This window comes from Thalassorhabdus alkalitolerans, assembly GCF_042656525.1.
Classification (GTDB): domain Bacteria; phylum Bacillota; class Bacilli; order Bacillales; family Marinococcaceae; genus Thalassorhabdus; species Thalassorhabdus alkalitolerans.
The window spans coordinates 13,920-39,843 of record NZ_JBHSOZ010000009.1; the positions used below are offsets into that span (position 1 = coordinate 13,920).

At 42.2% G+C, this 25,924-nt stretch carries 23 protein-coding genes and 6 tRNA genes; 22 read left to right on the forward strand and 7 right to left on the reverse strand.

Annotated elements, in window-relative coordinates:
- Positions 1–210 precede the first annotated feature (210 nt).
- From ACFPU1_RS14370 to ACFPU1_RS14410, 9 genes are all read left to right on the forward strand, one after another.
- Positions 211–990, forward strand: a complete 780-nt coding sequence (locus ACFPU1_RS14370) for an alpha/beta fold hydrolase (protein ID WP_385942458.1) — start codon at positions 211–213, stop codon at positions 988–990.
- A 6-nt stretch (positions 991–996) separates the two neighbouring features.
- Positions 997–2,583 carry a UDP-N-acetylmuramoyl-tripeptide--D-alanyl-D-alanine ligase gene (locus ACFPU1_RS14375; RefSeq protein WP_385942461.1) on the forward strand — a complete coding sequence of 529 codons (1,587 nt, stop codon included), beginning with the start codon at positions 997–999 and terminating at the stop codon, positions 2,581–2,583.
- 20 nt (positions 2,584–2,603) lie between these two features.
- A complete protein-coding gene (locus tag ACFPU1_RS14380; protein WP_385942464.1) occupies positions 2,604–3,821 on the forward strand; it encodes a D-alanine--D-alanine ligase family protein in 1,218 nt (405 codons plus the stop codon).
- A 166-nt stretch (positions 3,822–3,987) separates the two neighbouring features.
- A tRNA-Glu gene (locus tag ACFPU1_RS14385) sits at positions 3,988–4,062 on the forward strand.
- 101 nt (positions 4,063–4,163) lie between these two features.
- Positions 4,164–4,249: transfer RNA gene (locus ACFPU1_RS14390), tRNA-Tyr, on the forward strand.
- A gap of 16 nt (positions 4,250–4,265) precedes the next feature.
- Positions 4,266–4,341 (forward strand) — tRNA-Lys (locus tag ACFPU1_RS14395).
- A gap of 214 nt (positions 4,342–4,555) precedes the next feature.
- Positions 4,556–4,630 (forward strand) — tRNA-Gly (locus tag ACFPU1_RS14400).
- Between the two features lie 6 nt (positions 4,631–4,636).
- Positions 4,637–4,710, forward strand: a tRNA-Gly gene (locus ACFPU1_RS14405).
- Positions 4,711–4,718: 8 nt separating this feature from the next.
- Positions 4,719–4,794 (forward strand) — tRNA-Ala (locus ACFPU1_RS14410).
- 172 nt (positions 4,795–4,966) lie between these two features.
- On the opposite strand, the gene ACFPU1_RS14415 is transcribed toward ACFPU1_RS14410, so the two are convergent.
- Positions 4,967–5,134: an aspartyl-phosphate phosphatase Spo0E family protein gene (locus tag ACFPU1_RS14415; protein ID WP_269758173.1), complete on the reverse strand. Its 168-nt coding sequence runs from the start codon at positions 5,132–5,134 to the stop codon at positions 4,967–4,969.
- Positions 5,135–5,349: 215 nt separating this feature from the next.
- On the opposite strand from ACFPU1_RS14415, the gene sigW reads away from it, so the two are divergent.
- From sigW to glmM, 5 genes are all read left to right on the forward strand, one after another.
- Complete coding sequence (gene sigW, locus ACFPU1_RS14420) at positions 5,350–5,913, forward strand: RNA polymerase sigma factor SigW (protein WP_054636505.1); 564 nt, start codon at positions 5,350–5,352, stop codon at positions 5,911–5,913.
- 18 nt (positions 5,914–5,931) lie between these two features.
- The gene (locus ACFPU1_RS14425) at positions 5,932–6,558 is read left to right on the forward strand and encodes an anti-sigma factor (RefSeq protein ID WP_385942468.1); all 627 of its coding nucleotides are present in this window, start codon (positions 5,932–5,934) and stop codon (positions 6,556–6,558) included.
- A 187-nt stretch (positions 6,559–6,745) separates the two neighbouring features.
- On the forward strand, positions 6,746–7,573 hold the full coding sequence (gene cdaA / locus ACFPU1_RS14430; protein WP_054636508.1) for a diadenylate cyclase CdaA: 828 nt from the start codon (positions 6,746–6,748) through the stop codon (positions 7,571–7,573).
- The gene (locus ACFPU1_RS14435; protein WP_385942471.1) at positions 7,566–8,861 is read left to right on the forward strand and encodes a CdaR family protein; all 1,296 of its coding nucleotides are present in this window, start codon (positions 7,566–7,568) and stop codon (positions 8,859–8,861) included. Before cdaA ends, ACFPU1_RS14435 begins: the two co-directional genes overlap by 8 nt.
- Before the next feature lie 36 nt (positions 8,862–8,897).
- Positions 8,898–10,244: a phosphoglucosamine mutase gene (gene glmM / locus ACFPU1_RS14440; protein ID WP_054636510.1), complete on the forward strand. Its 1,347-nt coding sequence runs from the start codon at positions 8,898–8,900 to the stop codon at positions 10,242–10,244.
- 190 nt (positions 10,245–10,434) lie between these two features.
- Here glmM and ACFPU1_RS14445 read toward each other — a convergent pair whose 3' ends face one another.
- Complete coding sequence (locus ACFPU1_RS14445) at positions 10,435–10,596, reverse strand: hypothetical protein (RefSeq protein WP_385942473.1); 162 nt, start codon at positions 10,594–10,596, stop codon at positions 10,435–10,437.
- A gap of 183 nt (positions 10,597–10,779) precedes the next feature.
- On the opposite strand from ACFPU1_RS14445, the gene glmS reads away from it, so the two are divergent.
- Together glmS and ACFPU1_RS14455 are read left to right on the forward strand one after the other, a co-directional pair.
- Positions 10,780–12,582, forward strand: coding sequence for a glutamine--fructose-6-phosphate transaminase (isomerizing) (gene glmS, locus ACFPU1_RS14450; RefSeq protein WP_385942475.1), 1,803 nt, complete (start codon positions 10,780–10,782; stop codon positions 12,580–12,582).
- 478 nt (positions 12,583–13,060) lie between these two features.
- Positions 13,061–13,951: a hypothetical protein gene (locus ACFPU1_RS14455; RefSeq protein ID WP_385942477.1), complete on the forward strand. Its 891-nt coding sequence runs from the start codon at positions 13,061–13,063 to the stop codon at positions 13,949–13,951.
- A 63-nt stretch (positions 13,952–14,014) separates the two neighbouring features.
- Here the strand turns inward: ACFPU1_RS14455 and ACFPU1_RS14460 are convergent, their stop codons facing one another.
- On the reverse strand, positions 14,015–14,377 hold the full coding sequence (locus ACFPU1_RS14460) for a DUF4363 family protein (protein WP_385942478.1): 363 nt from the start codon (positions 14,375–14,377) through the stop codon (positions 14,015–14,017).
- 29 nt (positions 14,378–14,406) lie between these two features.
- The gene (locus ACFPU1_RS14465; protein WP_385942480.1) at positions 14,407–15,135 is read right to left on the reverse strand and encodes a YetF domain-containing protein; all 729 of its coding nucleotides are present in this window, start codon (positions 15,133–15,135) and stop codon (positions 14,407–14,409) included.
- 232 nt (positions 15,136–15,367) lie between these two features.
- On the opposite strand from ACFPU1_RS14465, the gene ACFPU1_RS14470 reads away from it, so the two are divergent.
- Positions 15,368–16,285, forward strand: a complete 918-nt coding sequence (locus tag ACFPU1_RS14470) for an aldo/keto reductase (RefSeq protein WP_385942482.1) — start codon at positions 15,368–15,370, stop codon at positions 16,283–16,285.
- A 285-nt stretch (positions 16,286–16,570) separates the two neighbouring features.
- Here ACFPU1_RS14470 and ACFPU1_RS14475 read toward each other — a convergent pair whose 3' ends face one another.
- Positions 16,571–17,896 carry a cytochrome P450 gene (locus ACFPU1_RS14475; RefSeq protein ID WP_385942484.1) on the reverse strand — a complete coding sequence of 442 codons (1,326 nt, stop codon included), beginning with the start codon at positions 17,894–17,896 and terminating at the stop codon, positions 16,571–16,573.
- A 235-nt stretch (positions 17,897–18,131) separates the two neighbouring features.
- Between ACFPU1_RS14475 and ACFPU1_RS14480 the strand changes: the two genes are divergently transcribed.
- The 3 genes from ACFPU1_RS14480 (at position 18,132) to ACFPU1_RS14490 (ending at position 22,001) form a co-directional block, all read left to right on the forward strand.
- Positions 18,132–19,001 carry a VanW family protein gene (locus ACFPU1_RS14480; protein WP_385942486.1) on the forward strand — a complete coding sequence of 290 codons (870 nt, stop codon included), beginning with the start codon at positions 18,132–18,134 and terminating at the stop codon, positions 18,999–19,001.
- A 165-nt stretch (positions 19,002–19,166) separates the two neighbouring features.
- Entirely contained in the window at positions 19,167–20,288 is a 1,122-nt protein-coding gene (locus tag ACFPU1_RS14485) for an extracellular solute-binding protein (RefSeq protein WP_385942488.1), read from the forward strand.
- A 27-nt stretch (positions 20,289–20,315) separates the two neighbouring features.
- Positions 20,316–22,001 carry an ABC transporter permease gene (locus ACFPU1_RS14490; RefSeq protein WP_385942490.1) on the forward strand — a complete coding sequence of 562 codons (1,686 nt, stop codon included), beginning with the start codon at positions 20,316–20,318 and terminating at the stop codon, positions 21,999–22,001.
- 78 nt (positions 22,002–22,079) lie between these two features.
- Here the strand turns inward: ACFPU1_RS14490 and ACFPU1_RS14495 are convergent, their stop codons facing one another.
- On the reverse strand, positions 22,080–22,817 hold the full coding sequence (locus ACFPU1_RS14495) for a ZIP family metal transporter (RefSeq protein WP_385942491.1): 738 nt from the start codon (positions 22,815–22,817) through the stop codon (positions 22,080–22,082).
- 172 nt (positions 22,818–22,989) lie between these two features.
- Positions 22,990–24,120: a metal ABC transporter solute-binding protein, Zn/Mn family gene (locus tag ACFPU1_RS14500; protein WP_385942493.1), complete on the reverse strand. Its 1,131-nt coding sequence runs from the start codon at positions 24,118–24,120 to the stop codon at positions 22,990–22,992.
- Between the two features lie 346 nt (positions 24,121–24,466).
- On the opposite strand from ACFPU1_RS14500, the gene rpsN reads away from it, so the two are divergent.
- Positions 24,467–24,736: a 30S ribosomal protein S14 gene (rpsN, locus tag ACFPU1_RS14505; RefSeq protein WP_054636579.1), complete on the forward strand. Its 270-nt coding sequence runs from the start codon at positions 24,467–24,469 to the stop codon at positions 24,734–24,736.
- Between the two features lie 34 nt (positions 24,737–24,770).
- A complete protein-coding gene (locus ACFPU1_RS14510; protein WP_385942496.1) occupies positions 24,771–25,922 on the forward strand; it encodes an FAD/NAD(P)-binding protein in 1,152 nt (383 codons plus the stop codon).
- Positions 25,923–25,924 lie beyond the last annotated feature (2 nt).

Sequence of the window (25,924 nt, forward strand, 5' to 3'; positions counted from 1 at the left end):
AAGTAAGTGTGACAGCAAGGGAATGTGACAAAGAGTTCATTCTCGTTTGCTTTTATCTGTGGTAAGATAAAGTGGTGTAAATGTGTGCAAAACTACTTATATTTATTATTTTCAAAGAAACTCTTTTATAAAGCCAGTCTTGAAGAGATGGTGTGAATGAGCACTTTACATAACAGGTACTGAAGAAAATAAGAATGGGAGCGTATTTTTGTGTTCATAGACATTGACGGAGTGAACGTAAACTATCATGTATCCGGCAAAGGCCGAAATATTGTTCTGCTTCATGGCTGGGGAGCGAATATACAAGCATTTGCCCCTGTGCATCAATTTTTAGAAAAGAATTTTCGCGTGTGGTCGATAGATTTCCCTGGTTTTGGGGAAAGTGACGAGCCACCGGAACCTTGGGGCGTAGGTCAATATACTTATTTATTTAAGCAGTTTCTGCAGAAGCTGGAAATTGAAGATCCTGTGCTGGTAGGCCATTCTTTTGGGGGGAGGGTCTCTATTAAGTATGCATCTGAGTATGCTTCAGAACACCCGATCCGTAAGATTATTCTGGTAGACAGCGCCGGGGTAAAGCCAAAAAGAGAATTGAAGTATTATATTAAGGTCTATACGTACAAAGCATGCAAACAAGTACTAAGGCTCCCGGGCTTAAGCAAATACCGGGAAGAAATATTAAACAAAATAAAAGGAAAAGTGGGTTCGGCAGACTACAAGAATGTATCAGGAGTGATGCAGCAATCTCTGGTGCATGTAGTCAACGAAGACCTGCAGCATCATTTGCCGGATATAAAAGTTCCTACCTTGCTTGTGTGGGGGGAAAATGATGAGGCAACTCCGGTGGAAGATGGAAAACTGATGGAAGAAAAGATTCCCGATGCCGGGCTGGTGGTTCTTAAAGGTGCAGGCCACTACGCGTACCTGGATAATTTAAATGAGTTTCTGATGATTATCGATAACTTCCTTCAGAAAGACAAGGAGGAATAACGCTTTATGACAAGTTTATTGATTATACTATTTTTAAGTGTCTGGGGCTTTTATACAGCGATCAGAATAAAGAAAAGCACTCATATGCTCCAGCTTAACTCCTACCGCAATGAGCGGATTTGGAAGTGGATGAACGAACATAAAGATTTGGTGTACCAGCGAAAGGACTTTTGGCCTCTGCTTGCCATTATCCCACTGATTTTCGGGGCTGAAAACACTGCACTTCTTCTTGGTACTGCTCTTTATGGATTAAATATTTATTTTCAGCCAAAGGTTACTGAAAAGAAAAAGCTAGTGTTTACCCCGAGGGTAAAACGGTTGTTAGCAACTATAGGTATCCTTTACCTTATCGTTGCGGTCGTTGCAGCTTTGATTGGGGCAGGAGCCGAGGTTTCCCTTCTTTGGTTTATGATTCCGCTGATTGTGAGCAATATTTTGGCCTACTTTGTCATGATTGCTGCCAATACCATTAACTGGCCGATTGAGAGCCAGGTTAACCAGTATTACTTTAATGATGCGGAAAAGATCATTAAAAGTATGCCTAACCTGGAGGTAGTGGGGATAACAGGGAGCTATGGAAAAACAAGTACTAAGCATATGCTTGAAACAGTGCTTTCCTCTCAATTTAATGTCCTGATGACTCCTGAAAGTTATAATACCAAAATGGGCGTAACAAAAACGATTCGAACAATGCTTAAGCCCTACCACGAAATCTTCATTGCAGAAATGGGCGCTAAGCAAGAGCATGATATTCAGGAAATCTGTGAGTTAGTTCATCACAAATACGGTGTTCTGACTGCTATCGGAGAACAGCATCTGGACACTTTCAAGACTCTTGATAATATTAAGAAAACAAAATATGAGATTGTAGAAACATTGCCTCATGATGGGACAGCGTTTGTAAATAAAGACGATGAGAACATTATGGCATACCAACAAAAAAATAAAGTCAGAACCATGTATTACGGCATTGATGCAGAGGACCTCCATTACCGGGCTACTGATATTACTTATTCCTCAAAAGGAACTCATTTTACCGTTACAAAGTACGATGGAACCTCTGTGGAAATGCAGACAAAGCTGCTTGGCCGTCATAATATTTACAACATCCTCGCAGCGGTAGCCATTGGTTCAGAGAAGGGTATTCCCCTTGAAAAGATTGCACAAGCAGTCAAAAAGGCACAGCCTGTTCCGCACCGTCTTGAGCTTAAAAAGCCGAATGGAAATATCACGATCATTGATGATGCCTTTAACTCCAATCCGGTTGGTTCAAAGATGGCTCTTGAGGTTCTGGGACAGATGCCAGAATACAAGATTCTGATTACTCCCGGGATGATTGAACTGGGAGATAGAGAGTATGAATTAAACAAAGCGTTAGGGATGCACGCAGCTGACGCTTGTGACTTTGTTATTCTCGTCGGAAAAAAACAAACAATTCCTTTGCAGGATGGCTTAAAGGAAAAAGGGTACCCCGAATCCCAGTACTTTGTAGCAAGAAACCTGCAAGAAGCTTTAGACAAAATGAATGAGCTTGCAACTCAAAAATCAGTGGTTCTTTTAGAGAATGATTTACCCGATACATTCAATGAGTGAGAAATTAGGAGGAAAGCGGCATGAAAACTAGAGTCGGAGTATTTTTTGGCGGTGTCTCTGTTGAGCATGAGGTTTCTGTAATCTCAGCTCTCCAGGCCATCAATGAGATGGACAGCAGCCAGTATGAGGTTATACCAGTATATATAAGTAAGGATCGGAACTGGTATACGGGAGAACAGCTCCTGGATATTGATAATTATAAGGATATCAAAAAGCTTCTTTCAGAGGCTCAAAAGGTCATTGTCACGAAGAATGAGGCGGGCGGAGTTGCTCTGCAGAAAGACCCTGCCCCTAAATTTGGAAAGAAAATAATGGCTGAGATTGATGTAGCCTTCCCAATCATTCACGGTACATTTGGAGAAGACGGCGTGCTTCAGGGACTATTTGAATTGTTTGACCTGCCTTATGTTGGCTGTGATGTTCCATCATCTGCTGTTGGAATGGATAAAATTCTCATGAAGCAGGTATTAAGGGACTCAGGTCTGCCGATTCTTGATTACGTATGGTTTTATAATAGCCAGTGGAATGCAGACAGCGAGGATTTTATCGAAGAGATAGAAGAAAGGCTTCAATATCCGGTAATTGTCAAGCCGGCTAATCTTGGCTCTAGTGTGGGAATCAGCAAAGCAGGAAACCGGGAAGAATTAGAAACAGCTGTAGAGGAAGCCATGGAATTTGCCGCCAAAATTGTTGTGGAACGAATGGTGACCGATATGAAAGAGGTAAACTGCTCTGTCTTAGGAGATTACGAGGATGCAGAAGCTTCCGTTATTGAAGAAGTTCTGAAAACCGAAGAAATCTTGAGCTACCAGGACAAATATCAAGGTGGCGGTAAAGGAGGAGGCGGAGCCTCTAAAGGAATGGAAAGCACAGACCGTATTATTCCAGCAGACATTCCAGGAAACCTTGAAGAAGAAGTGAAAGACCTTGCCATTGATACATTTCAGCTTCTTGGCTGCAGCGGCGTCTCTCGTATTGATTTCCTTATTGATAACAGCGAACAAAGAGTATATATAAATGAAATTAACACCATTCCCGGTTCTTTATCTTTTTACTTATGGGATCCAGCTGGAAAAGACTTCAAGCAGCTTACTCACCAAATGATTCAATTTGCTTTAAAGCGTAAAAGAGAAAGAGAAAAGCTTACGTTTTCGATTGATTCTAACTTATTTTCTTTGCATAGTGCTCAAGGAGCAAAAGGTGGAAGCAAAGGCGGCTCAAAATCGAGTAACCGTTAGGAAAGCTAAAAGAGGCAGCCATCAAAGGCAGCCTCTTCCCTTTTTTTAAAAGAAATAAAAAGATCTTAAATTTTTTCTCTAAAAATAGTAATAACCTATTGATTTAGAATATAGTTTGATATATAATATTTTTTGTCAGTAAGACAATATATATTCATTTCAACATGGCCCGTTGGTCAAGTGGTTAAGACACCGCCCTTTCACGGCGGTAACACGGGTTCGAATCCCGTACGGGTCACCACTACTTTTGCTCTCATGGAAGAGGGCTTTGTTTTTTTCATAAAATATAATTGAGGTTGACATGAAAGCCTCAATATGTTTTAATTGGAAGGTATCTTTTTTGGAGGGGTAGCGAAGTTGGCCAAACGCGGCAGACTGTAAATCTGCTCCCTCTGGGTTCGGCGGTTCGAGTCCGTCCCCCTCCACCATTTTATTTATATGTACGAGCCATTAGCTCAGTTGGTAGAGCATCTGACTTTTAATCAGAGGGTCGGAGGTTCGAATCCTCCATGGCTCACCATTTATACACATGAGTCGCGTGATTCTCACCTACGGTTCTCCCGTAACAGAGAAGCACAGCAAGGAAGCGACGGGACTAGCGTTGCGTCGGAATCCTCCATGGCTCACCATTTACTTAATAGTTCCCCATTCATGGACGTGTTAGAGTCGGCTTTTTTGCCGACATGTTTTAATATGATTTACATAAGTACGGATTCTCGTTTGTCTTCTTGCATGCGGGAGTAGTTCAGTGGTAGAACACCACCTTGCCAAGGTGGGGGTCGCGGGTTCGAATCCCGTCTTCCGCTCCATAATCTGCGGGTGTAGTTTAGTGGTAAAACCTCAGCCTTCCAAGCTGATGTCGTGGGTTCGATTCCCATCACCCGCTCCATATAAGAAGGGGCCTTAGCTCAGCTGGGAGAGCGCCTGCCTTGCACGCAGGAGGTCAGCGGTTCGATCCCGCTAGGCTCCACCAATAATGATAACGATCCTTAGTGATACACTAAGGTTTTTTTTGTGTTTTTATACATACCAAAGTTCAGGAAGCAGAAGAAAATGAACGCATGTTTAGAGACTGTCATCGGTAAAACAGCTTTCCCAAAGAACAAGAGAAGAAAAAAATATCCCTCAGTCATCACTGAAGGTAATTAATGCTTTGCAAAATAAGAGTCATATTTATTTAATAATGAGTCGAGTTTCTTGCTTAGTTGAACGACCTCGTTGGAGAACAGAGGCTTACTCCACGCTTCTTTATTCAATTGCTCCCTGATCATCTCAATTTCATTGATGAGGCTTTCTTCCGGCACAATCTTCACCTCTTCCTCCACTTTTTCCTAAATATGGTATACCCCCAATTTAGGAAAAGCAAACATTACAAATAGCATATTTTTAAAAAATCTTCCATATGCATATCTTGGTGCGAAAAAATTTTTGGTACAATAAGGAAGATTGATTTTCTTATCGAGATAATGAAACTTTAAAGCTCCTTCTTTCGTAGAAGAAGGACCCGAGCTGGGCGGAGGTTGAGATAATGGATGCCCTGGTAAAACGGCTGATTAAAGAAGTGAAAAACGGGGATCAAGAGGCGTTTGCAGAATTGATCGATCTTTATAAAGATAAAGTATACCAAATTGCTTATCGGATGACAGGAAACGCTCATGAAGCACAGGATGTTGCACAGGAAGCTTTTTTAAGAGCTTATGCCAATATTGAAAGCTTTGATGAGCAAAGGAAGTTTTCTACCTGGCTGTTCCGCATTGCTACAAATTTATGTATTGACCGCTTACGGAAAAAGAAGCCTGATTATTCACTGGATGCAGAGGTGAAAGGTACAGAGGGCGTCACAGGTTACTCACAGGTTGCAGCAGCAGGGCCATTGCCTGAGGAAGAAGTGGTAACTGTAGAAATGCAGGAGTGGATTCAAAAGGAAATTTCTTACTTGCCTCCTAAATACAGGTCAGCTATTATTTTAAGGTACATAGAAGATTTGCCCATAAAACAAATTAGTGACATATTAGATCTGCCGGCAAATACCGTGAAAACTCACTTGCATAGAGGAAGGGAAGCGTTAAGAAAGCGACTTGGCGGCGCATGATGAAGGGAGGGAATTACCATGGCTTGTGATCACTACCATGATCGAGTGCTAAAAAGCTATTTTAACGAAGAGTTAGACGCGAAAGAAAGAGCCTCGTTCTATGAGCACTTAAAAAAGTGCAGCACTTGCCATTCCCATTATCATGAAACAACAAAAACAATAGCTTTTATACAAAGTGCCTCGCATTTAGAGGCTCCTGGCTCTTTCACAGCCAGTGTAATGGAACAGCTCCCTAAAAAAAGAAAAAGAGCTGCCTGGAAAAAATGGGCGTATAACCACCCGGTGGCTGCAGCCTCTGCTATCTTTCTTCTTTTAATGTCTTCAAGTGTATTTTCAATATGGAATGATCAATCCGGCCAGGAAATATCAGTCCAGGGGAGCGGGAATGTTCACATCAACAAAGAAAACGGAATGGTTGTCATTCCTGAAGATGAAGTGGTAGAAGGAGACTTAATTGTCCAAAATGGCAGTGTTGAAGTCCATGGTGAAGTTTTAGGAGACTTAACCGTGATTAATGGAGAGCCCTATTTGGCATCAGCCGGGGAAGTAGCCGGAGAAATTGAAGAGGTGGATCAGGTGCTGGAATGGATCTGGTACCATGCAAAAAGACTCACTGGGGATATCCTGTCTGGAAACGAGGAATAGCCATCCGCTGACACCGGGTGGTTTTTCATGATTAAATAGTGGTAAGGCAAGAAAGCTGTACTCTGACCAAGAAAGAAACAAAACTTTTGGAGCACCGAAGAAGCAAAACGGCTCCTAAGGATTTTATGCTATAATATATTGGTCGTTGGTTAGCTTTTTCCGTAAAGAAGAAAATGGAGGAAGAGCGATGTTCCCTATTGGAGAAGATATTCAATTCCTTACCTGGCTTGGAAGGATTGTCGATATATTATTAGTCACATATGTCATTTACAAAATGATTATGGTAATCCGGGGGACCCGGGCGGTACAGCTTGTTAAAGGGATCACTGTGATTTTGGCTGTCTGGTTTTTGAGCAGCTTTTTTGGTCTGAGAACGTTACAGTGGATCATGTCACAGATGGTTACATACGGCTTGCTTGCCATTATCATAATCTTTCAGCCTGAATTAAGAAGGGCGCTGGAACAGCTGGGACGCGGCAGAATATTTGGCGGCAGAACGGCTCCAGAGGAAGAAAGCTCTTATAAGACAGTGGAGGCAATTATAAAGTCTGTAAATTACATGGCTAAACGCCGGATCGGGGCGCTGCTGTCCATTGAAAAGGAAACAGGTATGAATGATTACGTAGAAACCGGTATCCCCATGAATGCAAGCATTACTTCGGAGCTTTTGATTAACGTATTTATTCCAAACACCCCCCTCCATGATGGGGCTGTCATTATTAGAAACAATGAAATATCAGCTGCTGCCTGCTACCTGCCTTTATCTGAGAATCCATTTATCTCGAAGGAGCTAGGTACAAGGCACCGAGCTGCTCTTGGCATCAGTGAAGTAACCGATAGTTTGACCATAGCTGTATCAGAGGAAACAGGAAGCATATCCGTCACGAAAAACGGAGACCTTCACAGAGATATTGATGAAGAAACACTAAGAGCAATGCTTGAAAAGGATTTAGTAATAGATCAAAAGCAAAATGGTTCTACTCTCTGGCAGTGGGGAGGGAAAAAGAATGGATAAACTTTTCAACAATCATTGGTTTATTAAGTTTATTTCATTAATGATTGCTGTGATGCTCTATACAATGGTAAACATGGAGAATGTTAATAATCAGCCGGGAGCACTCCCAACAGTTAACGAAACCACACATATGATCGAAGATGTGGAAATAGAAGCATATTATGACGATGAACAGTACGCAATTGTAGAGATAGCAGAAACAGTTGATATCACTCTTACAGGACCCCAGAGCTCTATTACTATGTTTTTGGTGAACCCGAATTATGAGGTCTATGTAGATTTAGAAGACCGGGGAGAAGGCATTCATCATGTTAATATTCAGCATAGCGGGTTTCCTGCAGAGCTGGCTGTGTCCATTGTTCCTCAAAACATTCAGGTAGAACTCCAGGAGAGGGAAACCGTTTCTCTACCTGTAGAAGTGGAATTGCAGAATACTGAGGGAGTGGAAGATGGCTATACTTTAGGCGCCCCCCAGGTGTCCCCGTCAGAAGTAGAAGTGACAGCACCGAGGGCAGTCCTTAATCAAATTAGTGCAGTAAGGACTTTTATTGATGTAGCAGGAACAAACGAAAGAGTAGAAACTACAGGAACCGTAGCTGTATATGACGAATTTGGCAACGAGCTGAATGTAGAGGTGAATCCTGAAACCGTAGATGTGGAAATTCCTGTAACAAGCCCATTTGTCTCTGTACCTGTTAATTTAACAAGGGAAGGCAGCCTGGAAGAAGGATTGACCATAGTAGATTTAGAACTTGAACCTACTGAGGTGACGATCTTTGGGCCTCAGGAAGTAATCGACGATATACAAGTGGTCGAGGGTGTGGTGTTAGACTTGTCTGCCATAACTGAAAGTCAGACGTTAGAGCTGGAGGTAGAACCCCCTCCAGGAGTAGAAGAGGTAAGACCGAATACCGTCACTGTCACAATAGAAGTGGCAGATGAGGAAGAAGCAACAATCGAAGATGTCCCTATTGAAATTGAAGAAGGGGAAGATGGTGACACCATTGAAATTACTGATCCGGAAGAAGAAACTACGGACGTAGATGTTTACGGGTCAGAAAATGAGCTGGAAGCCATTGAAGAGGAAGATATTCGTATCATTGGTGAAGTAGAAGAAGGGGAAGATGGTGAACAAACAGTCCCTTTAGAAGGTGAAGGACCAGAAGAAATTACAGTGGAACCTGAAGTGGAAGAAGCTGAGGTAGAAATATCTGAAGAAGAAGAAGAACAAGATAACAATGATGAAGAAGAAAATGGGAACGATAATGATGACGAAACCGAAGAGTAGGGTCATGTGAGTTGGTCATTGAAGGAGAGATAGTAAATGGGAAAGTATTTTGGCACTGATGGTGTAAGAGGCGTAGCAAATACCGAGCTGACTCCTGAATTAGCATTTAGGCTTGGCCGTGCGGGCGGCTATGTATTAACAAAGGATGTTGAACAGCCAAAAATCGTTATAGGAAGAGATACAAGAATTTCAGGCGAAATGTTTGAAGGAGCATTAATTTCCGGGCTTTTATCTGTGGGAGTCGAAGTAATGAGACTGGGTGTTCTTTCTACTCCTGGTGTAGCTTTTTTAACGAAAGCATTGAGTGCTCAAGGAGGAATCATGATTTCTGCTTCTCATAACCCAGTAGAAGACAATGGCATTAAATTCTTTAGTTCCGATGGATTTAAATTATCTGAAGCCATGGAACAAGAAATTGAGAATCACCTTACAGGAGAAGATGAGTTGCCTCGTCCAACAGGAAAGAGCCTTGGTGTGGTAAATGATTATTTTGAAGGCGGACAGAAATACCTGCAGTTTTTGAAACAAACGGTTCAGGAGGATTTCTCTGGTCTTCACATCGCGTTGGATTGTGCACACGGAGCAGCTTCTTCCCTTGCTCCACATTTGTTTGCTGATCTGGAAGCTGATATTTCAACGATTGGAAACAATCCGGACGGAATCAACATAAACGAAGGTGTGGGCTCTACTCATCCAGAGACACTATCTGCATTCGTAAAAGAAAAGGGTGCTGACTTGGGGCTTGCCTTTGATGGAGATGCTGACCGTCTGATTGCAGTTGATGAGAATGGCAGCATTGTTGACGGGGACCGGATTATGTTTATCTGTGCAAAGTACCTGAAGTCAGAGGGACTTTTAAACGACAATACACTAGTCACTACGGTAATGAGTAATCTAGGGTTGTATAAGTCTCTTGAAACTCTGGGAATAGAAACTAAGCAGACTTCTGTGGGAGACAGGTACGTAATGGAAGAAATGCGTAAAGGCGGCTACAGTTTAGGCGGTGAGCAATCCGGGCATATTATTTTCCTCGATTACGTGACAACCGGAGATGGGATGTTAACAGCTCTCCAACTTGCAAACATTGTTAAAGCAACGGAGAAGCCTCTTTCACAGTTAGCTGCTGAAATGGATAAATTCCCTCAAAAGCTTGTCAACGTGCCTGTAGTGAACAAGGAAGAAATCCACTCCAATACAGTAATCAATGAGGCTATCGAGCGGGTTGAAAGCGAAATGGGGGGCAATGGGCGTATCCTCGTCCGTCCTTCTGGTACAGAATCTCTTGTAAGAGTGATGGCAGAGGCTGAGACAGAAGAACTTTGCTCAAAGTATGTAGATGAAATTGTAAAGATTGTAGAACAGCAGATGGGCCGCACTCAATAGACAAAAACACAGCACAGGCTGACTCACAATAGAGCCGGCCTGTGCATATTTTTATATTACAGACCTGCTATAAAGTTTTATCAGTAGGCTTTTCCCTTGTTTACTAAAGTGAAATCAAGGGTAAGTGTTCATTAGTTTGCCATTTTCATAAAAAGAACTAGACAAATTTACAATTGACCGGCAGGAGTCATTATAGTAAGATTATCCCAGATTCTAAAATGGAAAGGAGAGAAAAAGAAAGCAAGAAGTCATAAAAGCGCCCGGGCTGTTCCTGAAACGGTGAGAAAAGGAGCAGTTGACGAGGAGGAGGTTTATCGAGTGATCGGCGGATACCTCCCGGATGCAGTGTCACATCCGAAAGCTCCTGGTAAAGCAGAGAGGCAACTCTTTGTACAAAAGCTGGAGTAATGACACGTTGGAAATAGAGAACGATTCCCAGCCTGCAGACGGCCAGAGGGAAATCATTTAAAAAAAGAGAAGAGCGGGGCAGGCTGCCCCGTGCAAACCTGCCCTGTTTTATGGGAGGTATTAATGTATGTGTGGTATTGTTGGATATGCTGGAAATGAGGAAGCAAAAGATATACTAATTAAGGGTCTTAAGAAACTTGAATACAGAGGCTATGATTCAGCTGGGATTGCCTTAGCAGCAGAAGACGGAGTAAAGCTCTACAAAGAAAAAGGACGAATTGCCACCCTTGAGGAATCAATTAACGGGGACGCTTCAGGAACTCTCGGGATTGGTCACACACGCTGGGCTACACACGGACCGCCAAGCCAGTTAAATGCCCACCCCCATCAAAGCTCTTCTGGTCGATTTACACTTGTTCATAATGGCGTGATAGAAAACTATGCTCAATTGACACGTGAATATTTACAAGATGTCGACCTTGCCAGTGACACAGATACTGAAGTCATTGTGCAGCTTGTAGAATTGTTTGTGGAAGAAGGCATGAATGTAGAAGAGTCTTTCAGTAAAACACTTTCCCTGCTCAAAGGTTCTTATGCTACGGCTCTTGTAGATAAAGAAAATAACGATACGATCTATGTAGGGAAAAATAAGAGCCCGCTTCTTGTAGGGGTTGGTGATGGGGTTAACGTTGTAGCATCTGATTCAATGGCTATGCTGCACGTTACAAAAGAATTTGTGGAGCTAATGGACCAGGAAATGGTGATTGTTACTCGTGACAAGGTTGAAATTAAGAGCCTTGAGGGCGAGATTATTTCCAGAGAGTCTTTCACCGCAGAGCTTGATGAGAGTGATACGGAAAAAGGCACCTACTCTCATTTTATGGCAAAAGAAATTGATGAACAGCCTTTCGTTATTCGAAATATCATCCAAAAATATCAAAATGATTCTGGTGACATAAAGCTTGAACAAGATATTCGCTCGGCTGTGAATGAGGCTGACCGCGTTTATATCATTGCTGCTGGAACTAGCTACCATGCAGGTCTTGTTGGAAAAGAACTCATGGAAAAGGTGGCAAAAAAACCGGTAGAAGTCCATATTGCAAGTGAATTTTTGTACAATGAGCCGATGTTATCAGAAAATCCGCTCTTTATCTTTATCTCACAAAGCGGCGAAACAGCAGACTGCCGCGGCGTACTTGTAAATATTAAGAAAAAAGGCTTTAAGTCTTTAACGATTACGAATGTTCCAGGATCTACCCTTTCCCGTGAAGCAGACTTCACTCTTCACACCTATGCAGGCCCGGAAATAGCAGTTGCTTCTACAAAAGCCTACACTGCCCAAATGGCTGTATTTTCCATTTTAGCTATGGATGCGGCAAGAGCACAGGGGATTGAAACGGACTTTGATGCAATTTATGAACTTGGTATTGTGGCAAACGCGATGGAAACCCTTTGCGATCAGAAGGATACCATGGAGCAGATTGCGAGGGACTATTTGCTGGAAACTCGTAATTGCTTCTTCATCGGCCGTGCCTTTGATTACCATGTTGTCTTGGAAGGTGCATTAAAGCTGAAAGAAATCTCTTATATCCAAGCAGAAGGGTTTGCAGGTGGAGAACTGAAGCACGGTACCATCGCTTTAATTGAAGATGGGACCCCTGTGATTGGCCTTGCTACTCAGGAGCATGTGAATCTGAACATTCGCGGTAATATTCAAGAGGTAGCAGCACGAGGAGCAAATGTATGCTTGATTTCAATGGAAGGAATGGAAGAAGAAGAAGATAACATCGTTCTTCCAAAAATCCATGAATATATGACTCCTCTTGTAAGTGTTATTCCATTGCAGCTGATTTCCTACTTTGCGGCTCTTCACAGAGGATGCGACGTGGATAAACCACGTAACCTGGCAAAGTCAGTTACTGTGGAATAGAGGCTGTTTCATACAAACCCTGATCGTTGGTAAACGATCAGGGTTTTTTTATGCTTTTCGTTTCCACGCTAAAAAGGCTGTTTCAAAGGGAATTGAGGAATTTCAGGAGGAAATCACTAGGTATTTCAATGGTTTTTATCTTAATCAAACGTTTGTTTAATCAAACATCCCTACACATTTGATGCTGGCTCCAATACTTTAATTGTTCAATATATCCTCAATCTCTTGTCCAATAGGTTAATCGCTTTTTACATTTCCTATCATTCCACACGGTTGTTCTCCTCACTGTCCAACCCCATAGTATTCAGTTCATTTTCAAGTAGACATAAACTTTTTTCGTCTATTCTCCCGATCCTTTCCTTCATTATGGGTAAGAACTTACTAACATTTTTTCCTGTTCAGTAAGTTGATTGTTAAAAGCATAAAGTGAGCCGAGCAGTACAAAATAGATGGAGAAATAACATGGGGAGGTGATGGTGTGAAAACAGTATTGAAAATGGTCTCACTTCTTATTCTTTTTTCCCTGGCAGTGAGTAGTTCTGCAGAAGCGGCTGCCATGAAGGAATCAGATCAAATGTACAAACCAGGTATCTCTTCTCATTCCCCGCTTGAACATATGGTGCGAGAGCAGCCATTTGGTGAAATGCTATTTTGGCCGGAAGTTCGAATTCTTATGCCCGGGAAAGCCCATTTTCAGGTTACAGATCTTGATACTGGCCTCACCTTTAATGTGCAAAAACGAGCTGGAAAGCAACACGCCGATGTACAACCATTAACAACAAGCGACACAGAAATCATGAAAGAAATATATGAAGGAAAGTGGAGCTGGAAACGTAGAGCAGTACTTGTTCATCTTGATGGACGCATGATCGCCGCTTCCATGAATGGTATGCCTCATGGGGCAGGAGCTTTGTCAAACGGATTTCCGGGCCACTTTTGTATTCACTTTGCAGGAAGCACAACGCACCGAAAGAATAACATGGATCCTGCTCATCAATTCATGGTCTTAAAGGCGGCGGGAAAACTTGAGGAGTATCGCAATAAAATGGGCCCATATGAAGTAGTTGAGTTATTTCTTACCGCTCTTCACCAGGATGACTTGTATCTGCTACGGGTTGCTCGACCAGAATACGTTACACAAAATGGGAAGGAGATCTTACAGGAAATAAGCAAAATCAGTATTGTTTCAAAGCACGTTGAAGCCGAGGAGACAATGCTTACCCCTGTCTTTGCACTTGAAGTGCCAGTGAAGCTTAAATATTCAGCTCATGGAGAAGGGACAAGGAGTGATATATTTACCTTTGGCTTAAAAAAAGATATCTTAACAAATCGGTGGGAGATGTACTGTGAGGAATTCTTAGAGCGATAAATAAAAAGAATTTTTACTCTCCAGGAGGAGGGAAAAATTAAATCCTGCAGGACATTTACCCTTTTAGGTTAAGTCTTCCCACAGGCCATAGAAATAATATATCTCTGATAATGTAGTGTTGGCATTCTGCGCTTTAATCCCTCCTTTTATTCGAGAAAGGGAGCCTTTAATTTCATTTATTATGTCTCTTTCTGCACTAAACTGCACCCTCTTAGAAACTTGATCCCATGCTTGCAAAGCCTTTTTATGTTCACTTGCAGCTTCTTCCCATCTCTTTTCTTGTATATATTGTTCTATATTTTCTACGTGAAAAAGCACATCGTCACTTTTACCGACTGGTTCTTTCAACCACCCGCCACTGGTCATTAAGAGTAAAGAAGCAACAAAAAACAGAGACGGAACAAGGTAAAGAAAGAATTTTCTCATGAAAGCTACCTCCTTAAAACATTCCCTTGTTAGTAAGGTCCTTTGTAGTCACTGATATTTAATTTATCAGTTATGTTATCCTCAAACTTATCAACGTAAAATAAATCATTCGGAAGCAGTGCAGCATAGGAAACCTCTTTTAATGAATGTATCCCCTTTTTCTTTAATTGCTCCATTAGCCAATCCTCATCTTTTTTTCGCTGAGATAAATTCTGTGTAATAATCTTTCCATCCACGATCAGCTCGGTAGTGAGTTGCGGCGGTTGGCCTGGAAGGTTAAAATCTCTTTTCTGAACCGGTTGGTAGTCAGAGTGGGGGAGAACAGAAACAGAGCCGTCGGGTTCTAAAATTGCAATTCCTACTTGCACAGGAGAAAAGATATTTTTTGAGCGAAGCTGCTGCATAAGTTCATCTTTTGTTATTCGTACCTTTGACAGATTCTTTTCCAAAATCATTCCATTTTGCATAAGTACGACCGGTTCTGAATCCTGAACTTTAGACAGGAAACGATTTTTATTGCCAATAAATTGGAGAATAATAGTCAAAACAATAAAAACCGTTAAAGCAATCCAGTGTACCAAGGCTTTTGAGGAAAGGTCGGTGGCTAGCGTAGCAGCAATTGATCCTATCGTAATTCCGTTTATGTAATCAAACATTGTAAAATTCCCAATAAGCTGTTTCCCAACTAATCTCGCGTATAAAAGTATAGTAAAAAAAGTAATGATCGATCGAACGAGAACTACCAGGGGCTCCTGCATAAACAATCTCACCTTCTTACTCTGATAAACATAAAATCCCCTGCTTTTTTGCATTTATACCACTGATCTTTCTGGATAGAAACAGGCTCTCACCCCCATGGTTACGGTGCTTTTATGACGGGTTATAGAATTCCGAAGAAAGGCCAAAGGGCGGCAGGTAATGAAAAGATTTGTTTACTTTGGGAACCTCCTGCTATTATGGAAGTATTCTTAGAGAAAGAAGTGAGACCGTTTGGAAAAGTTACAAATAGGAACTAGTAATATCAGCGCTTCAGGGATTGGTTTGGGCTGTATGAGGTTAAGCACTCTTTCTAAAAAGGAAGCTGCCAGAGTTATTCAAAATGCAGTGGAAGCCGGTGTCGATTTCTTTGATCATGCAGATATTTATGGAAAGGGAAAAGCAGAAGAGACGTTTGCCGAGGCAATCAAACTGACCTCCATACAGCGTGAAGATATTCTTCTTCAAACGAAATGCGGGATCAGGAAAGGCTATTTTGACTTTTCAAAAAAACATATTATTGAATCAGTAGACGGCAGTCTTCAAAGGCTGCAAACAGATTATATTGATATATTGCTCCTTCATCGTCCTGATGCTCTTATGGAACCAGAAGAAGTAGCAGAAGCGTTCAGTATTCTTGAGAAAAGCGGGAAAGTACGTCAGTTTGGGGTAAGCAATCAAAACCCTATGCAAATAGAACTTCTAAATCAATACATAGAGCAAAATTTAATCATAAATCAGCTTCAATTCAGCCTCATGCATACTGTCATGCTTGATGCAGAACTTAATGTGAATATGCAAAACAGTGCTGGTATTGTGCGGGATAGTAGTGTTATGGATTATTGTCGTTTACATAATATGACCGTACAGGCTTGGTCTCCTTTTCAGTATGGGATGATAAAAGGTTCATTTGTAGGAAATGATCAGTTTCCAGAGGTGAACACGAAACTGCAGGAGCTGGCAGAGCAGTATAACATCACAGCTTCGGCTGTTGCGATTGCGTGGATTCTCCGTCACCCTGCAAAAATTCAACCTATTGTTGGGAGCATGAACCCTGAACGACTATTGGATATAGTCAAAGCCTCAGAGGTTAAACTGACAAGAAAAGAGTGGTATGAGTTATACCGAGCAGCAGGAAATGAGCTGCCATAAGACGAGCAAAAGACTCTTTCCACAGCTCATGGAGAAGGGTATGGAAGAGAAGGCAAGAGGATAGGACAAAAACTGGCTAAAGAGAAGAGCCCTCACCATCGGTGAGGGCTTTCAGTATTTTTATTGGTTGATTGTTCAAAAATACACTCGCTTGCACCTAAAAGCACAAGTACAACATCCGTTCAAGCTAAGGCTTCAGCTAACCGGGGAAAATCGCCGCTAAATCTTCAGCTCATGCTTTTCCCGCAGGTAAATTTTGATCAGCCGACGACAAAAATTTACCCTTTATGATTTTACAACAGTCTGACTTTGTTCATGGAGCATTAAATCTACTGGAGAAGCAGTCGTTCTTTTTACATTGGAAATAATCAAGCCGCTCTTAGGAAACGTTGGAATACGGGTCATATCGTACTCAAGATCTTGTTCAGGCACCTTGTAAGTAATGTTTTCTGTCAGGTACTTAAAACAAGAGCGCATAACCATGACCGTCATCCATTCACCGGCACAACGGTGTCCGGCATGATGGTCGCCTCCGCCTTGAGGAATAAAGGCAAAAGGACTTTCCTTCCAATCTTTGAACCTTTCTGGCCAGAATTCATCTGCGTTCTCCCACAGGTCCGGATGCCGATTGGTTCCAAATAAATCCAATACGACAAGCATATCTTTTTTGAATTTATAACCGTGCCATTCAAAGTTCTTCTTCACCTTGGCCGCCATGGCAGGTGCAAAAGGATAGTAACGGCGAACTTCCTGGGCAAACATTTGGCTGTAGTTGTCTTTATCTGCCTTCAGTTTGTCTGTCACCTCCGGATTCTCATGGAGTGCAAGAACACCAAAGGCAATATAATAAGCAGCAGCAATCAGCGGACGGTAGGAATTATTCAGATCGACTGAAGCGGCTTTTAAATCAAGCTTTTTTCCATTTTGTTCTGTGTGGTGAGCAACAATATAGAGAGCGGTATTTGGATGAACTTCTAACTTCCCGGCCCGCACTTTTTTTATTATTCCCTGGAGCCACTTCTCATGGCTGTCTCTGGCACTAACCCCTTTTTTAAAGCTGGCTGCAGAACTGCCGACGCCAGAACCTCCGAAATCAACCATGTCCACCAGCTCCTGGGTTCGCTCTTTAATTTCCTCTTCCTTCAAAGGCAGCCCGGCCCAGCGCATGCCTGCTACTGCAAAGACTTCTTGAATCTCGTTGAGAAGCACCACTTCATCTTTCTTTCCCCACTCTATTGCTTTATTGTCCAGCTCTTCAACGGCAATTCTTTTCATATCCTCAAGCCGTTCAGGAGTCATCATTGCCAGAAACATCCGCTTACGGTGCTTGTGGGCTTCCCCGTCCTGCTCATGGACGCCACCTTCGCCGAGTAACGATTTTTTCAGAGGTTTTGGGAGAGCTCCTTTACGTTTAAATTTGTCATTATCATAAAACACTCTGGCTGCTTCTTCACCGGCCATGCAGACTGTTTTTTGTCCGATCAACCGAGTTTCAAAAATATCAGACCCCAGCTTTTCACGTCTTCTTGGGATAAAATGAAATCCTTCTTTGATGAGTGATAGGGTCTTGTCGAACCCTTTTTCACGTGGAATAGGTGTTTTTACTTTCACAGGCTCCAACTCCTCTTTCACATTTTAAATTCGTCATTCATAGAGGCTATGTACTCTCTGGAAGCGGCTTAAATTACTCTATTTATAATAATTACCCTTGGCAAGTGAAGATAAACGCTTGATTGCTTCCTGTGTAGCGGGTTAACCGAATAGTCACCATTTACTTTAGAAAACATGGACAATGTACATGAAAAATCTTTACCTTACTCATACTACAGATGGGAGGTTGAAGGCCATGAAAGGTACATATTTGCTTTTATCCATTATCATTGCTTTCGCTCACAGCGGAACAAGTGAATTATCTGTAAAAAATGAAGGGGAAGTCGTAGGTGTTCTTCCTAAGGAAGTGATTACAGAACCATTGCTTGGTGAGCCTGTCATTGATCATGAAAAAATAGAGGAATTTTTAGATAGGATGGAACAACGTGTATTCCAAAGCCCGGTAAATGCCTCCATTGATAAAGGGGAAAATATTATCCCGGGAAAAGAAGGATATAAACTTGACCGGAAGGCAATGTTCGGTAGAGTATCACAATTTTATTACAGCGGTGGTTCGACTGTAGTAAGCGCTCCTCTCATCCCTATTCACCCAAAAGTTGACGTGGAGCTCTTATCGGAGATTCGTGAAAAACAGATTGGGCAGTACATTACTTACTTCAATCGAAAAAAGAAGGAGAGAGCAACAAATATTTCTCTTGCCGTAGAGGCGATCAATAATCATGTCGTATTTCCAGGAGAGACATTTTCATTTAATGAAGTAGTGGGGCAGCGAACAAAAGAAAAAGGGTATTTATCAGCCCCTATTATTATTAAAGGAAAAATGTATGATGGGATAGGCGGAGGGATCTGCCAGGTTTCTTCAACCTTGTTTAACGCTGTAGACAAAGCAGGTATGGAAATTACCCAAAGGTACACTCATAGTAAACGGGTTTCCTACGTTCCCCCTGGAAGAGATGCTACAGTCAGCTGGCATGGTCCTGATTTCACCTTTAAAAACGGGTATAACCAGCCAATTCTTCTTCGGGCGAAAACGGTCGGCGGTATGGTAGTGGTGCAAGTGTTCTCCTCAGACAGGGTGAATGCAGAACCTAGAGATATAAATTAGGGTTTCATTTATATAATCAACATTCAGGCTTCTTTTTTGAAGATGAGGATTCAGAAAAATGGTTTACCCCCAAAATAATAGTATTGACAATGATTATCAATCACCGTATAGTTGTGTTTAGATTGATAATCATTTTCATTTACATAGTTCAAGGGGGAAGAGAGTATGAAAAAGTACAGCAAGTATCTTCTTCTACTGGTTTTGGCAGCTTTTCTAATTATCGCTGCTGCTTGCGGCCAGGAAGAGGAGCAGGATGCTTCCGGTGATAATGATGCCGGCGGAGATGCAGAAACAGAAGATACGGATGAAACGGAAGAAGCGGCTAGTGAATTAGACGGGGAACTTGTGGTATACTCGGCTAGGAACGAACAATTTGTGCAGGCTCTTTTGGACAAATTTTCTGAAGAAACAGGCATTGAAGTAAGCGCGTTACATGAAGCAGAGCCTCTTCAATTGCAAGAAGAAGCAGGGAATGTACAAGCAGACGTGTTTATTTCTAATGACCTAGGAGCCTTAGAATATTTAAATCAAGAGGGTTTACTAGAGGCATCTAATCCTGAAAACGTTGAATCCATAGACAGCCAGTACCGAGCTGAGAATAATGAGTGGGTAGCAATTTCTGCAAGAGCCCGCGGTTTTATTTACAATAAAGATATGGTTTCCGAAGATGAAGTGCCATCAAGCATGGAAGATTTATTCGATGCTGAGTGGGCAGACGTAGAGAATGGCTATGCCATTACCCGTGGCGGCAATGGCGGTATGATCGGAAATGTTTCAGCTCTTCGTTATGAGTGGGGCGATGAAAGAACAGCAGAATGGATCGAATCCATCCAGGAAAATGCTGCAGGAATCTTCGAGGGTCATGGTGATATCCGTCGAGCTGTGGGTGCGGGTGAACATGCCTTTGGACTTGTTAACAACTATTATTATCATCAGCAGTTAGAAGAGCCAACTGATAATAATGTCGGTTTTGTCTACCCTGATCAGGAAGAAGGGGAGATGGGAGCCATTGCGAACGCAGCTGGTGTAGGAATGGTTGCCGGTGGACCGAATGAAGAAAATGCAAGGGCATTTATGGACTGGGTTCTTGAAGAAGAGAACCAGCTTGCTTTCGTTGGGGAGTCACTGGAACTTCCTATAAATCCGGAACTTGATCCGCCGTACGAAGAAGCTGTAAGATTTGATGAGCTTAAGATCCAGGATATGCCATTAAGAGAACTTGGAAACTATTTTGAAGATACTAGAATGTTGATTGAAGATTCTGGTCTTGACCTTGATTTAAGATAGAGTTTTCCACATATAGGAGAGGGCATAATGAGCATGAGGAAGAATGAAAATAGACAACTAGATAATGATCAACATGCCAAGGTTGGGGAAAATACTTCTCCAACCCTTCTCCGTTTCTTGAGAAGGCGCTGGCTGGGAGTTTGGCGTGGGAATCCTCCAGGGCCATTTCTTCTTACGCTTGGGATCCTTGTCGGTCTGCTTATGTCTGTCCCAATCATTTACGTCATTTGGAGGTCGCTTTTTGCTGGAACAGACCGCTGGATGAGGCTCCTGGATGGCAGAATTCCACAGCTTTTGTGGAATACTCTTTCATTGACCTTTGCCGTTACCCTTTGTGCAGTTATTCTCGGAGTATCACTGGCCTGGCTTGTGGTGCGGACTGATGTACCTGGGAGAAAACTGCTCCAGTGGATGCTTGCTCTTCCGTTAGTGATCCCTCCCTATGTGGGAGCAGTGACATATATTATTGTATTTGGACCAAGTGGGTGGATGCGTGATCTTTGGAGAGAAACTCCTTGGCTGGTGAACATTTTTGGGGACTATCCTTTATCGATATATTCATTCTGGGGTGTCTTTTTCGTACTCACAATGTTTACCTACCCTTATGTCTTTCTCATAGCAAGTGCTTCTCTTCGAAAAATGAATCGTAATTTTGAAGAAGTTGCCCGGTCTCAAGGGATGAATACAAGACAAGTGTTCTGGAAGGTGAATCTTCCTTTTCTTCGCCCGGCTATCGGAGCAGGGGCTATCCTGATCGCCTTGTATGTTCTCTCAGATTTCGGAGCCATTGCTATGCTCAGATACGTAACATTTACAGCGGCCATTTACTTTCAGCGGGCAAGCTTTGATACAGAATCGGCTTCTGTTTTAAGCCTGGTCCTCATTGTGTTGACTGTTATTATATTATGGATTGAATCCAGAACAAGAAAGAAAAATAAATTCTATCAAACTTCCAACACTTTTAGAGAGCCTGATATTTTGTCTCTTGGCAAGTGGAAACCAGTGGCTGTGCTTTTTATCGGGTTGGTTATTGTTTTCTCAATCCTATTGCCAATTAGCGTCTTAATTTATTGGACAATTATCGGATTGGACCGAGGAGCTGTGGATGCACGCTTTTTCGAGTTTGCGTGGAACAGTGTCCTCGTTTCAGGAATGGCGGCTTTATTATGTATGCTCCTAGCACTGCCGATCATTTACTTGCGTTCAAGGTATCCGTCGGTGATCTCCAGCAGTATTGATAAAATGAGCTACGCTGGCTACGCTCTGCCAGGCGTGATTGTAGCCTTAGGGTTTGTGTTTATTTTTAATAATCACTTTCCGTTTCTGTACAATACTTTTTATCTCATAGCGCTTGCTATGGTCGTACGATTCTTGCCGCAAGCGATGCAAGCAGGAGATGCATCACTCAGCTTAGTTTCTCCGAGAGTAGACGAGACAGCACGGAGCTTAGGCTATCCGCCATGGAAGGTAATGTTTAAAGTAATTATCCCTTCGATTCTGCCTGGGGTACTTGCCGGTGGCGCGCTCGTGTTCGTCAGTGCAATTAAAGAACTGCCTGCTACCCTGATGCTAAGGCCGCCTGGATTTGATACGCTGGCTGTGCGAATCTATTACGAAGCTTCTGAAGCTATTTATCATCAGGCTGCACCGGCTGCTTTGATTCTTATTTTGGTGTCGATTATTCCACTTCGATATATGTTGAAAAAGTATTGAAAAGCAAGGCAGAAAAAGAGACGAGCACATGTTGCTTGTCTCTTTTTTTAACGTACCATATTCTAATTTTTAAATGTCCTAAAACATTCTGCTGAAAAAAAGCATGACGACCAGGCCGAAAACAAAGGCATAGGTGGCGCTAAGCGCATGACCATCACCGTGGCTTTCAGGGATAAGCTCTTTATAAACAATATAAAGCATTGAGCCTGCAGCGAATGCCAGTCCAAGAGGGAGGAGGACATACACGTAAGCTGTGAGCCAAAAACCGATGATGGCTGCAGCGACTTCAATAATACCAGTAAAAGCAGCAATCAAAAGTGCTTTCCAGCGAGGAACTTTTTGTTGGATAAGAAACAAAGCGATGATAAAGCCTTCCGGAGCATTTTGCAGGCCGATGGTAAAAGCGATCAACATTCCTAACCCTTCCACTCCACTAGCATAACTTACTCCTACCGATAGACCTTCTGGAATGTTATGAAGAGTGATTGCAGTAACAACGAGTATGGCTTGAGCTGGGTAAGGGTATGGGATGCTTTTTCCAGGTGATGTTTCTGTGTGGATATGAGGAATATTTTGCTCAAGAAAAGTAAGTCCCAGTACACCTATAAGCAGTCCGGCCGCAATAACAGGAAAGCCTGCTAATTCCAGCGCCTCGGGGATAAGTTCAAACGTAGAAGCGGCTACCATTAATCCAGCACTAAAGGCAATCAGAATATCTCTTGCTCTATGTGTTGCACTTGCCATAAAGAGTGCCGGCACGGCACCTGCTCCTGTAGCAAGAGCCGATAAAAAACTGGCAATAAGAAATTCTTCCATTCTTTCCTCCAGTCCTGCCGTTTTCTTATACCTTATTCAGTGCAAGGAAGGGATAGAAGAGCATGGACTATATAAATTTAAGAGACCTGTCTCTGGAGAAAAAGAAATATATTGGGTTTAAAAAAAGCCTGCAGTGTCCCTGCAGGCTTTGTAGATAGTTGGGTTTACTAGTTTATTGAAGAGCAGTTTCCAGGTTTTCAATGTTTCTTCTCATAAGACTAAAGTAGTCTTCCTCGTTTTCTTCATCCTCCTCGACCAAAGCCTCAAGATTATGAAGACGTAAGGCTTCAGCTCCTACCTCATCTTGGACAACTTCAGCGACTTGAGGAGTAATGTTTTGTTCAAACATAACATACTCAATATCGTGATCCTCTGCGTATTGAATAATTTCTTCTAATTGTTTTTGAGAGGGCTCATTTGTAGGAGAAAGTCCAGATATTCCAAGCTGGTTTAATCCGTAACGTTGTTCCCAGTAGCCGTACCCTGCATGTGAAACGATAAATGTATCCTTGTCTGCAGCTTCTACCATTGCTTCAAACTCTTCATGGAGGGTTTCAAGTTCCTGCTGGAGTTCTTCAAAATTGTTTTCAAAGGTCTCGCTTTCCTCAGGGTTAACCTCTACTAACGCCTCTTTAATATTTTCTGCCATTTCTATGGATAAAACCGGGTCAAGCCAGACATGAGGATCTTCGTCTCCGTGGTCGTGTGAGTGTCCATGATCGTCATGTGAATGATCTTCATCTTCTTCATGAGCATGGTCATCGTGTCCGTGCTCATCATCATGCGCGTGCTCATCTTCTTCATGGGCATGGTGATCGTGCCCATGCTCATCATCATGCTCGTGCTCATCCTCTTCATGACCGTGGTCATCGTGTCCGTGCTCGTCATCATGGTCGTGATCATGATCATAATCAATCAAATTGATGCCTTCTACGGCTTTCGCAACCTTCACATCTTCTCCTTGAAGAGTATCTTCAACTGCATCCGCAAATCCTTCCATACCTGCACCGTTGTATAGAAACATATCTGATTCGGCAATATCAATCATTGTCTGTGCAGTTGGTTCAAAGCTGTGGGCATCAGCACCAACGGGCACAATATTTGTTACATTCACAGCGTCCCCGCCGATACGATTAGCGAAATCCTCTAGAGCAAATAACGTAGTGTAAACATCAATTGTTTCAGTTTCTTCACCGTTACCCTCGTCTTGTTCAGCTGTTTCTTCCGTTTGATCAGCTTCTCCACAAGCTGCCAAAACGGCAGAAAGCCCAATTGTGCATGCAATTCCTGCTTTAGCTTTCATTATATGTAATCTCCTCTTCGTAATCATTCTGTTTTATTAATCTAAAAAAGAGTATAAAGGGTATTGATTGCTTTGTAAACCGTAATTGTTACAATTTGTTCAGTTTGTAGATGATTTTTTTCTCAAAATCATAAATCAGGCTTTTGAAATTAGCCAATTTTAGTGTATTACAGGCAACTTTAAAACATGCAGATGACGTAGATAAGTGAGCGTAAGAAAGAAAGACTTTACACAGGGAAAAGAAGTCATTATAATTTCAAATATAAATCGTAACAATTACTATTTATTCACGAAAAAAATTTCGGATTTAAATCGAAACGATTATGATTTAAAAAGGAGAATGAAAATGGCTAAAAAATCTAAGATAGCTAAAGAAAAAAAACGTCAGGAAATAGTGGAGAGATATGCAGAAATAAGAAAAGAACTAAAAGCAAAAGGGGATTACGAAGCATTAAGAAAACTGCCAAGAGACTCGGCACCCACGAGACTTCATAATCGTTGTGAAATAACCGGCAGACCTAGAGGCTATATGAGAAAGTTTGGAATGTCCCGTATCACTTTTCGTGAGCTGGCTCATAAAGGGCAGATTCCAGGTGTAAAGAAATCCAGCTGGTAAACTGATTAACTATGTAAAGGGAGGATAGGGAGCTATGTATAAATGGATCATTATTGGAGGCGGCATTCATGGATGCACGATCGCCACATTTTTATTAAAGAGTGGAAAAGTAAAGAAAGACGAATTGCTGATTATTGATCCATATCCTGTCCCTTTATACAAGTGGAAAACCATTACAAGCAAAATAGGAATGGATTATTTAAGGTCTCCTTCCGTGCATCATTTGGATCCTGCCCCCTTTAGTCTGCAGAAATACGCAAGGGATAATAAGGTTACAGCTCCTTTTATTGGAAGGTTCAAAAGACCGAGCCTTTCTCTTTTTAACGCCCATTGTGAAGCACTATTTGCGGAAACTGATCTATACAGCTGCTGGTTTAGGGCAAAAGTAGAGAATCTTGCTCCAGGAAAGAAAAAGTGGATGGTTCATACAACCAATGGGAGATTAGAAGCCAAGCGGGTTGTACTTGCCATAGGCATGAATACTCAGCCTTCCTATCCAGCGTGGGCTGAAGAACTGGCAAAAAGCAACCCTCACAGAATTCATCACATTTTCGATGATGATTTGCAATCCATAAGAGAAATGCCCCCTTCTTTTGGCATTGTAGGCGGCGGTATCTCTTCCATACATACTGCTGTCCATTTATGTAATGTGCATAATGAAAAGGTCAAACTTATCAAACGGCATCCTTTTCGAGTTCATGACTTTGATAGTGATCCCGGGTGGCTGGGGCCTAAATACCTGACTTCTTTCAGAAAAGAGAATGACCTGAATATACGGAGGAAAATGATTACTCAGGCAAGGCACAGGGGATCGATGCCAAGAAATTTGTTTATGAAAGCTAAAAGATTGTACGGACGCGGACAACTTGAAGTAATTACTGATGAAATTTCAGGTGTAAGAGCTGCAGGATCTTATATTGATATCAGGTTAAAAGAAAATCAAAGCCAAAAAGTATCCTCTGTTATTTTAACGACAGGGGCCGCCTCTCGTCATCCAATTCACGACTGGCTGACTCATATGCCCAAGTGTACATCATGTGGTTTTCCTATTATTAATAAAAATTTGGAATGGGAAAACGGGCTCCATGTTTCTGGTCCACTGGCAGAATTGGAAATAGGGCCCGTATCACGCAACATTGCCGGGGCAAGGAAAACTGCAGAGATTATCACTGCACTGGCTAACTAGAC

Coding starts and splice junctions, on each gene's coding strand:
- ACFPU1_RS14375 (WP_385942461.1), top strand. CDS start 997: ATGACAAGTTTATTGATTATACTATTTTTAAGTGTCTGGGGCTTTTAT.
- ACFPU1_RS14380 (WP_385942464.1), top strand. CDS start 2,604: ATGAAAACTAGAGTCGGAGTATTTTTTGGCGGTGTCTCTGTTGAGCAT.
- sigW (WP_054636505.1), top strand. CDS start 5,350: ATGGATGCCCTGGTAAAACGGCTGATTAAAGAAGTGAAAAACGGGGAT.
- ACFPU1_RS14425 (WP_385942468.1), top strand. CDS start 5,932: ATGGCTTGTGATCACTACCATGATCGAGTGCTAAAAAGCTATTTTAAC.
- cdaA (WP_054636508.1), top strand. CDS start 6,746: ATGTTCCCTATTGGAGAAGATATTCAATTCCTTACCTGGCTTGGAAGG.
- ACFPU1_RS14435 (WP_385942471.1), top strand. CDS start 7,566: ATGGATAAACTTTTCAACAATCATTGGTTTATTAAGTTTATTTCATTA.
- glmM (WP_054636510.1), top strand. CDS start 8,898: ATGGGAAAGTATTTTGGCACTGATGGTGTAAGAGGCGTAGCAAATACC.
- glmS (WP_385942475.1), top strand. CDS start 10,780: ATGTGTGGTATTGTTGGATATGCTGGAAATGAGGAAGCAAAAGATATA.
- ACFPU1_RS14460 (WP_385942478.1), bottom strand. CDS start 14,377: ATGAGAAAATTCTTTCTTTACCTTGTTCCGTCTCTGTTTTTTGTTGCT.
- ACFPU1_RS14465 (WP_385942480.1), bottom strand. CDS start 15,135: ATGCAGGAGCCCCTGGTAGTTCTCGTTCGATCGATCATTACTTTTTTT.
- ACFPU1_RS14480 (WP_385942486.1), top strand. CDS start 18,132: ATGAAAGGTACATATTTGCTTTTATCCATTATCATTGCTTTCGCTCAC.
- ACFPU1_RS14485 (WP_385942488.1), top strand. CDS start 19,167: ATGAAAAAGTACAGCAAGTATCTTCTTCTACTGGTTTTGGCAGCTTTT.
- ACFPU1_RS14490 (WP_385942490.1), top strand. CDS start 20,316: ATGAGCATGAGGAAGAATGAAAATAGACAACTAGATAATGATCAACAT.
- ACFPU1_RS14495 (WP_385942491.1), bottom strand. CDS start 22,817: ATGGAAGAATTTCTTATTGCCAGTTTTTTATCGGCTCTTGCTACAGGA.
- ACFPU1_RS14500 (WP_385942493.1), bottom strand. CDS start 24,120: ATGAAAGCTAAAGCAGGAATTGCATGCACAATTGGGCTTTCTGCCGTT.
- rpsN (WP_054636579.1), top strand. CDS start 24,467: ATGGCTAAAAAATCTAAGATAGCTAAAGAAAAAAAACGTCAGGAAATA.
- ACFPU1_RS14510 (WP_385942496.1), top strand. CDS start 24,771: ATGTATAAATGGATCATTATTGGAGGCGGCATTCATGGATGCACGATC.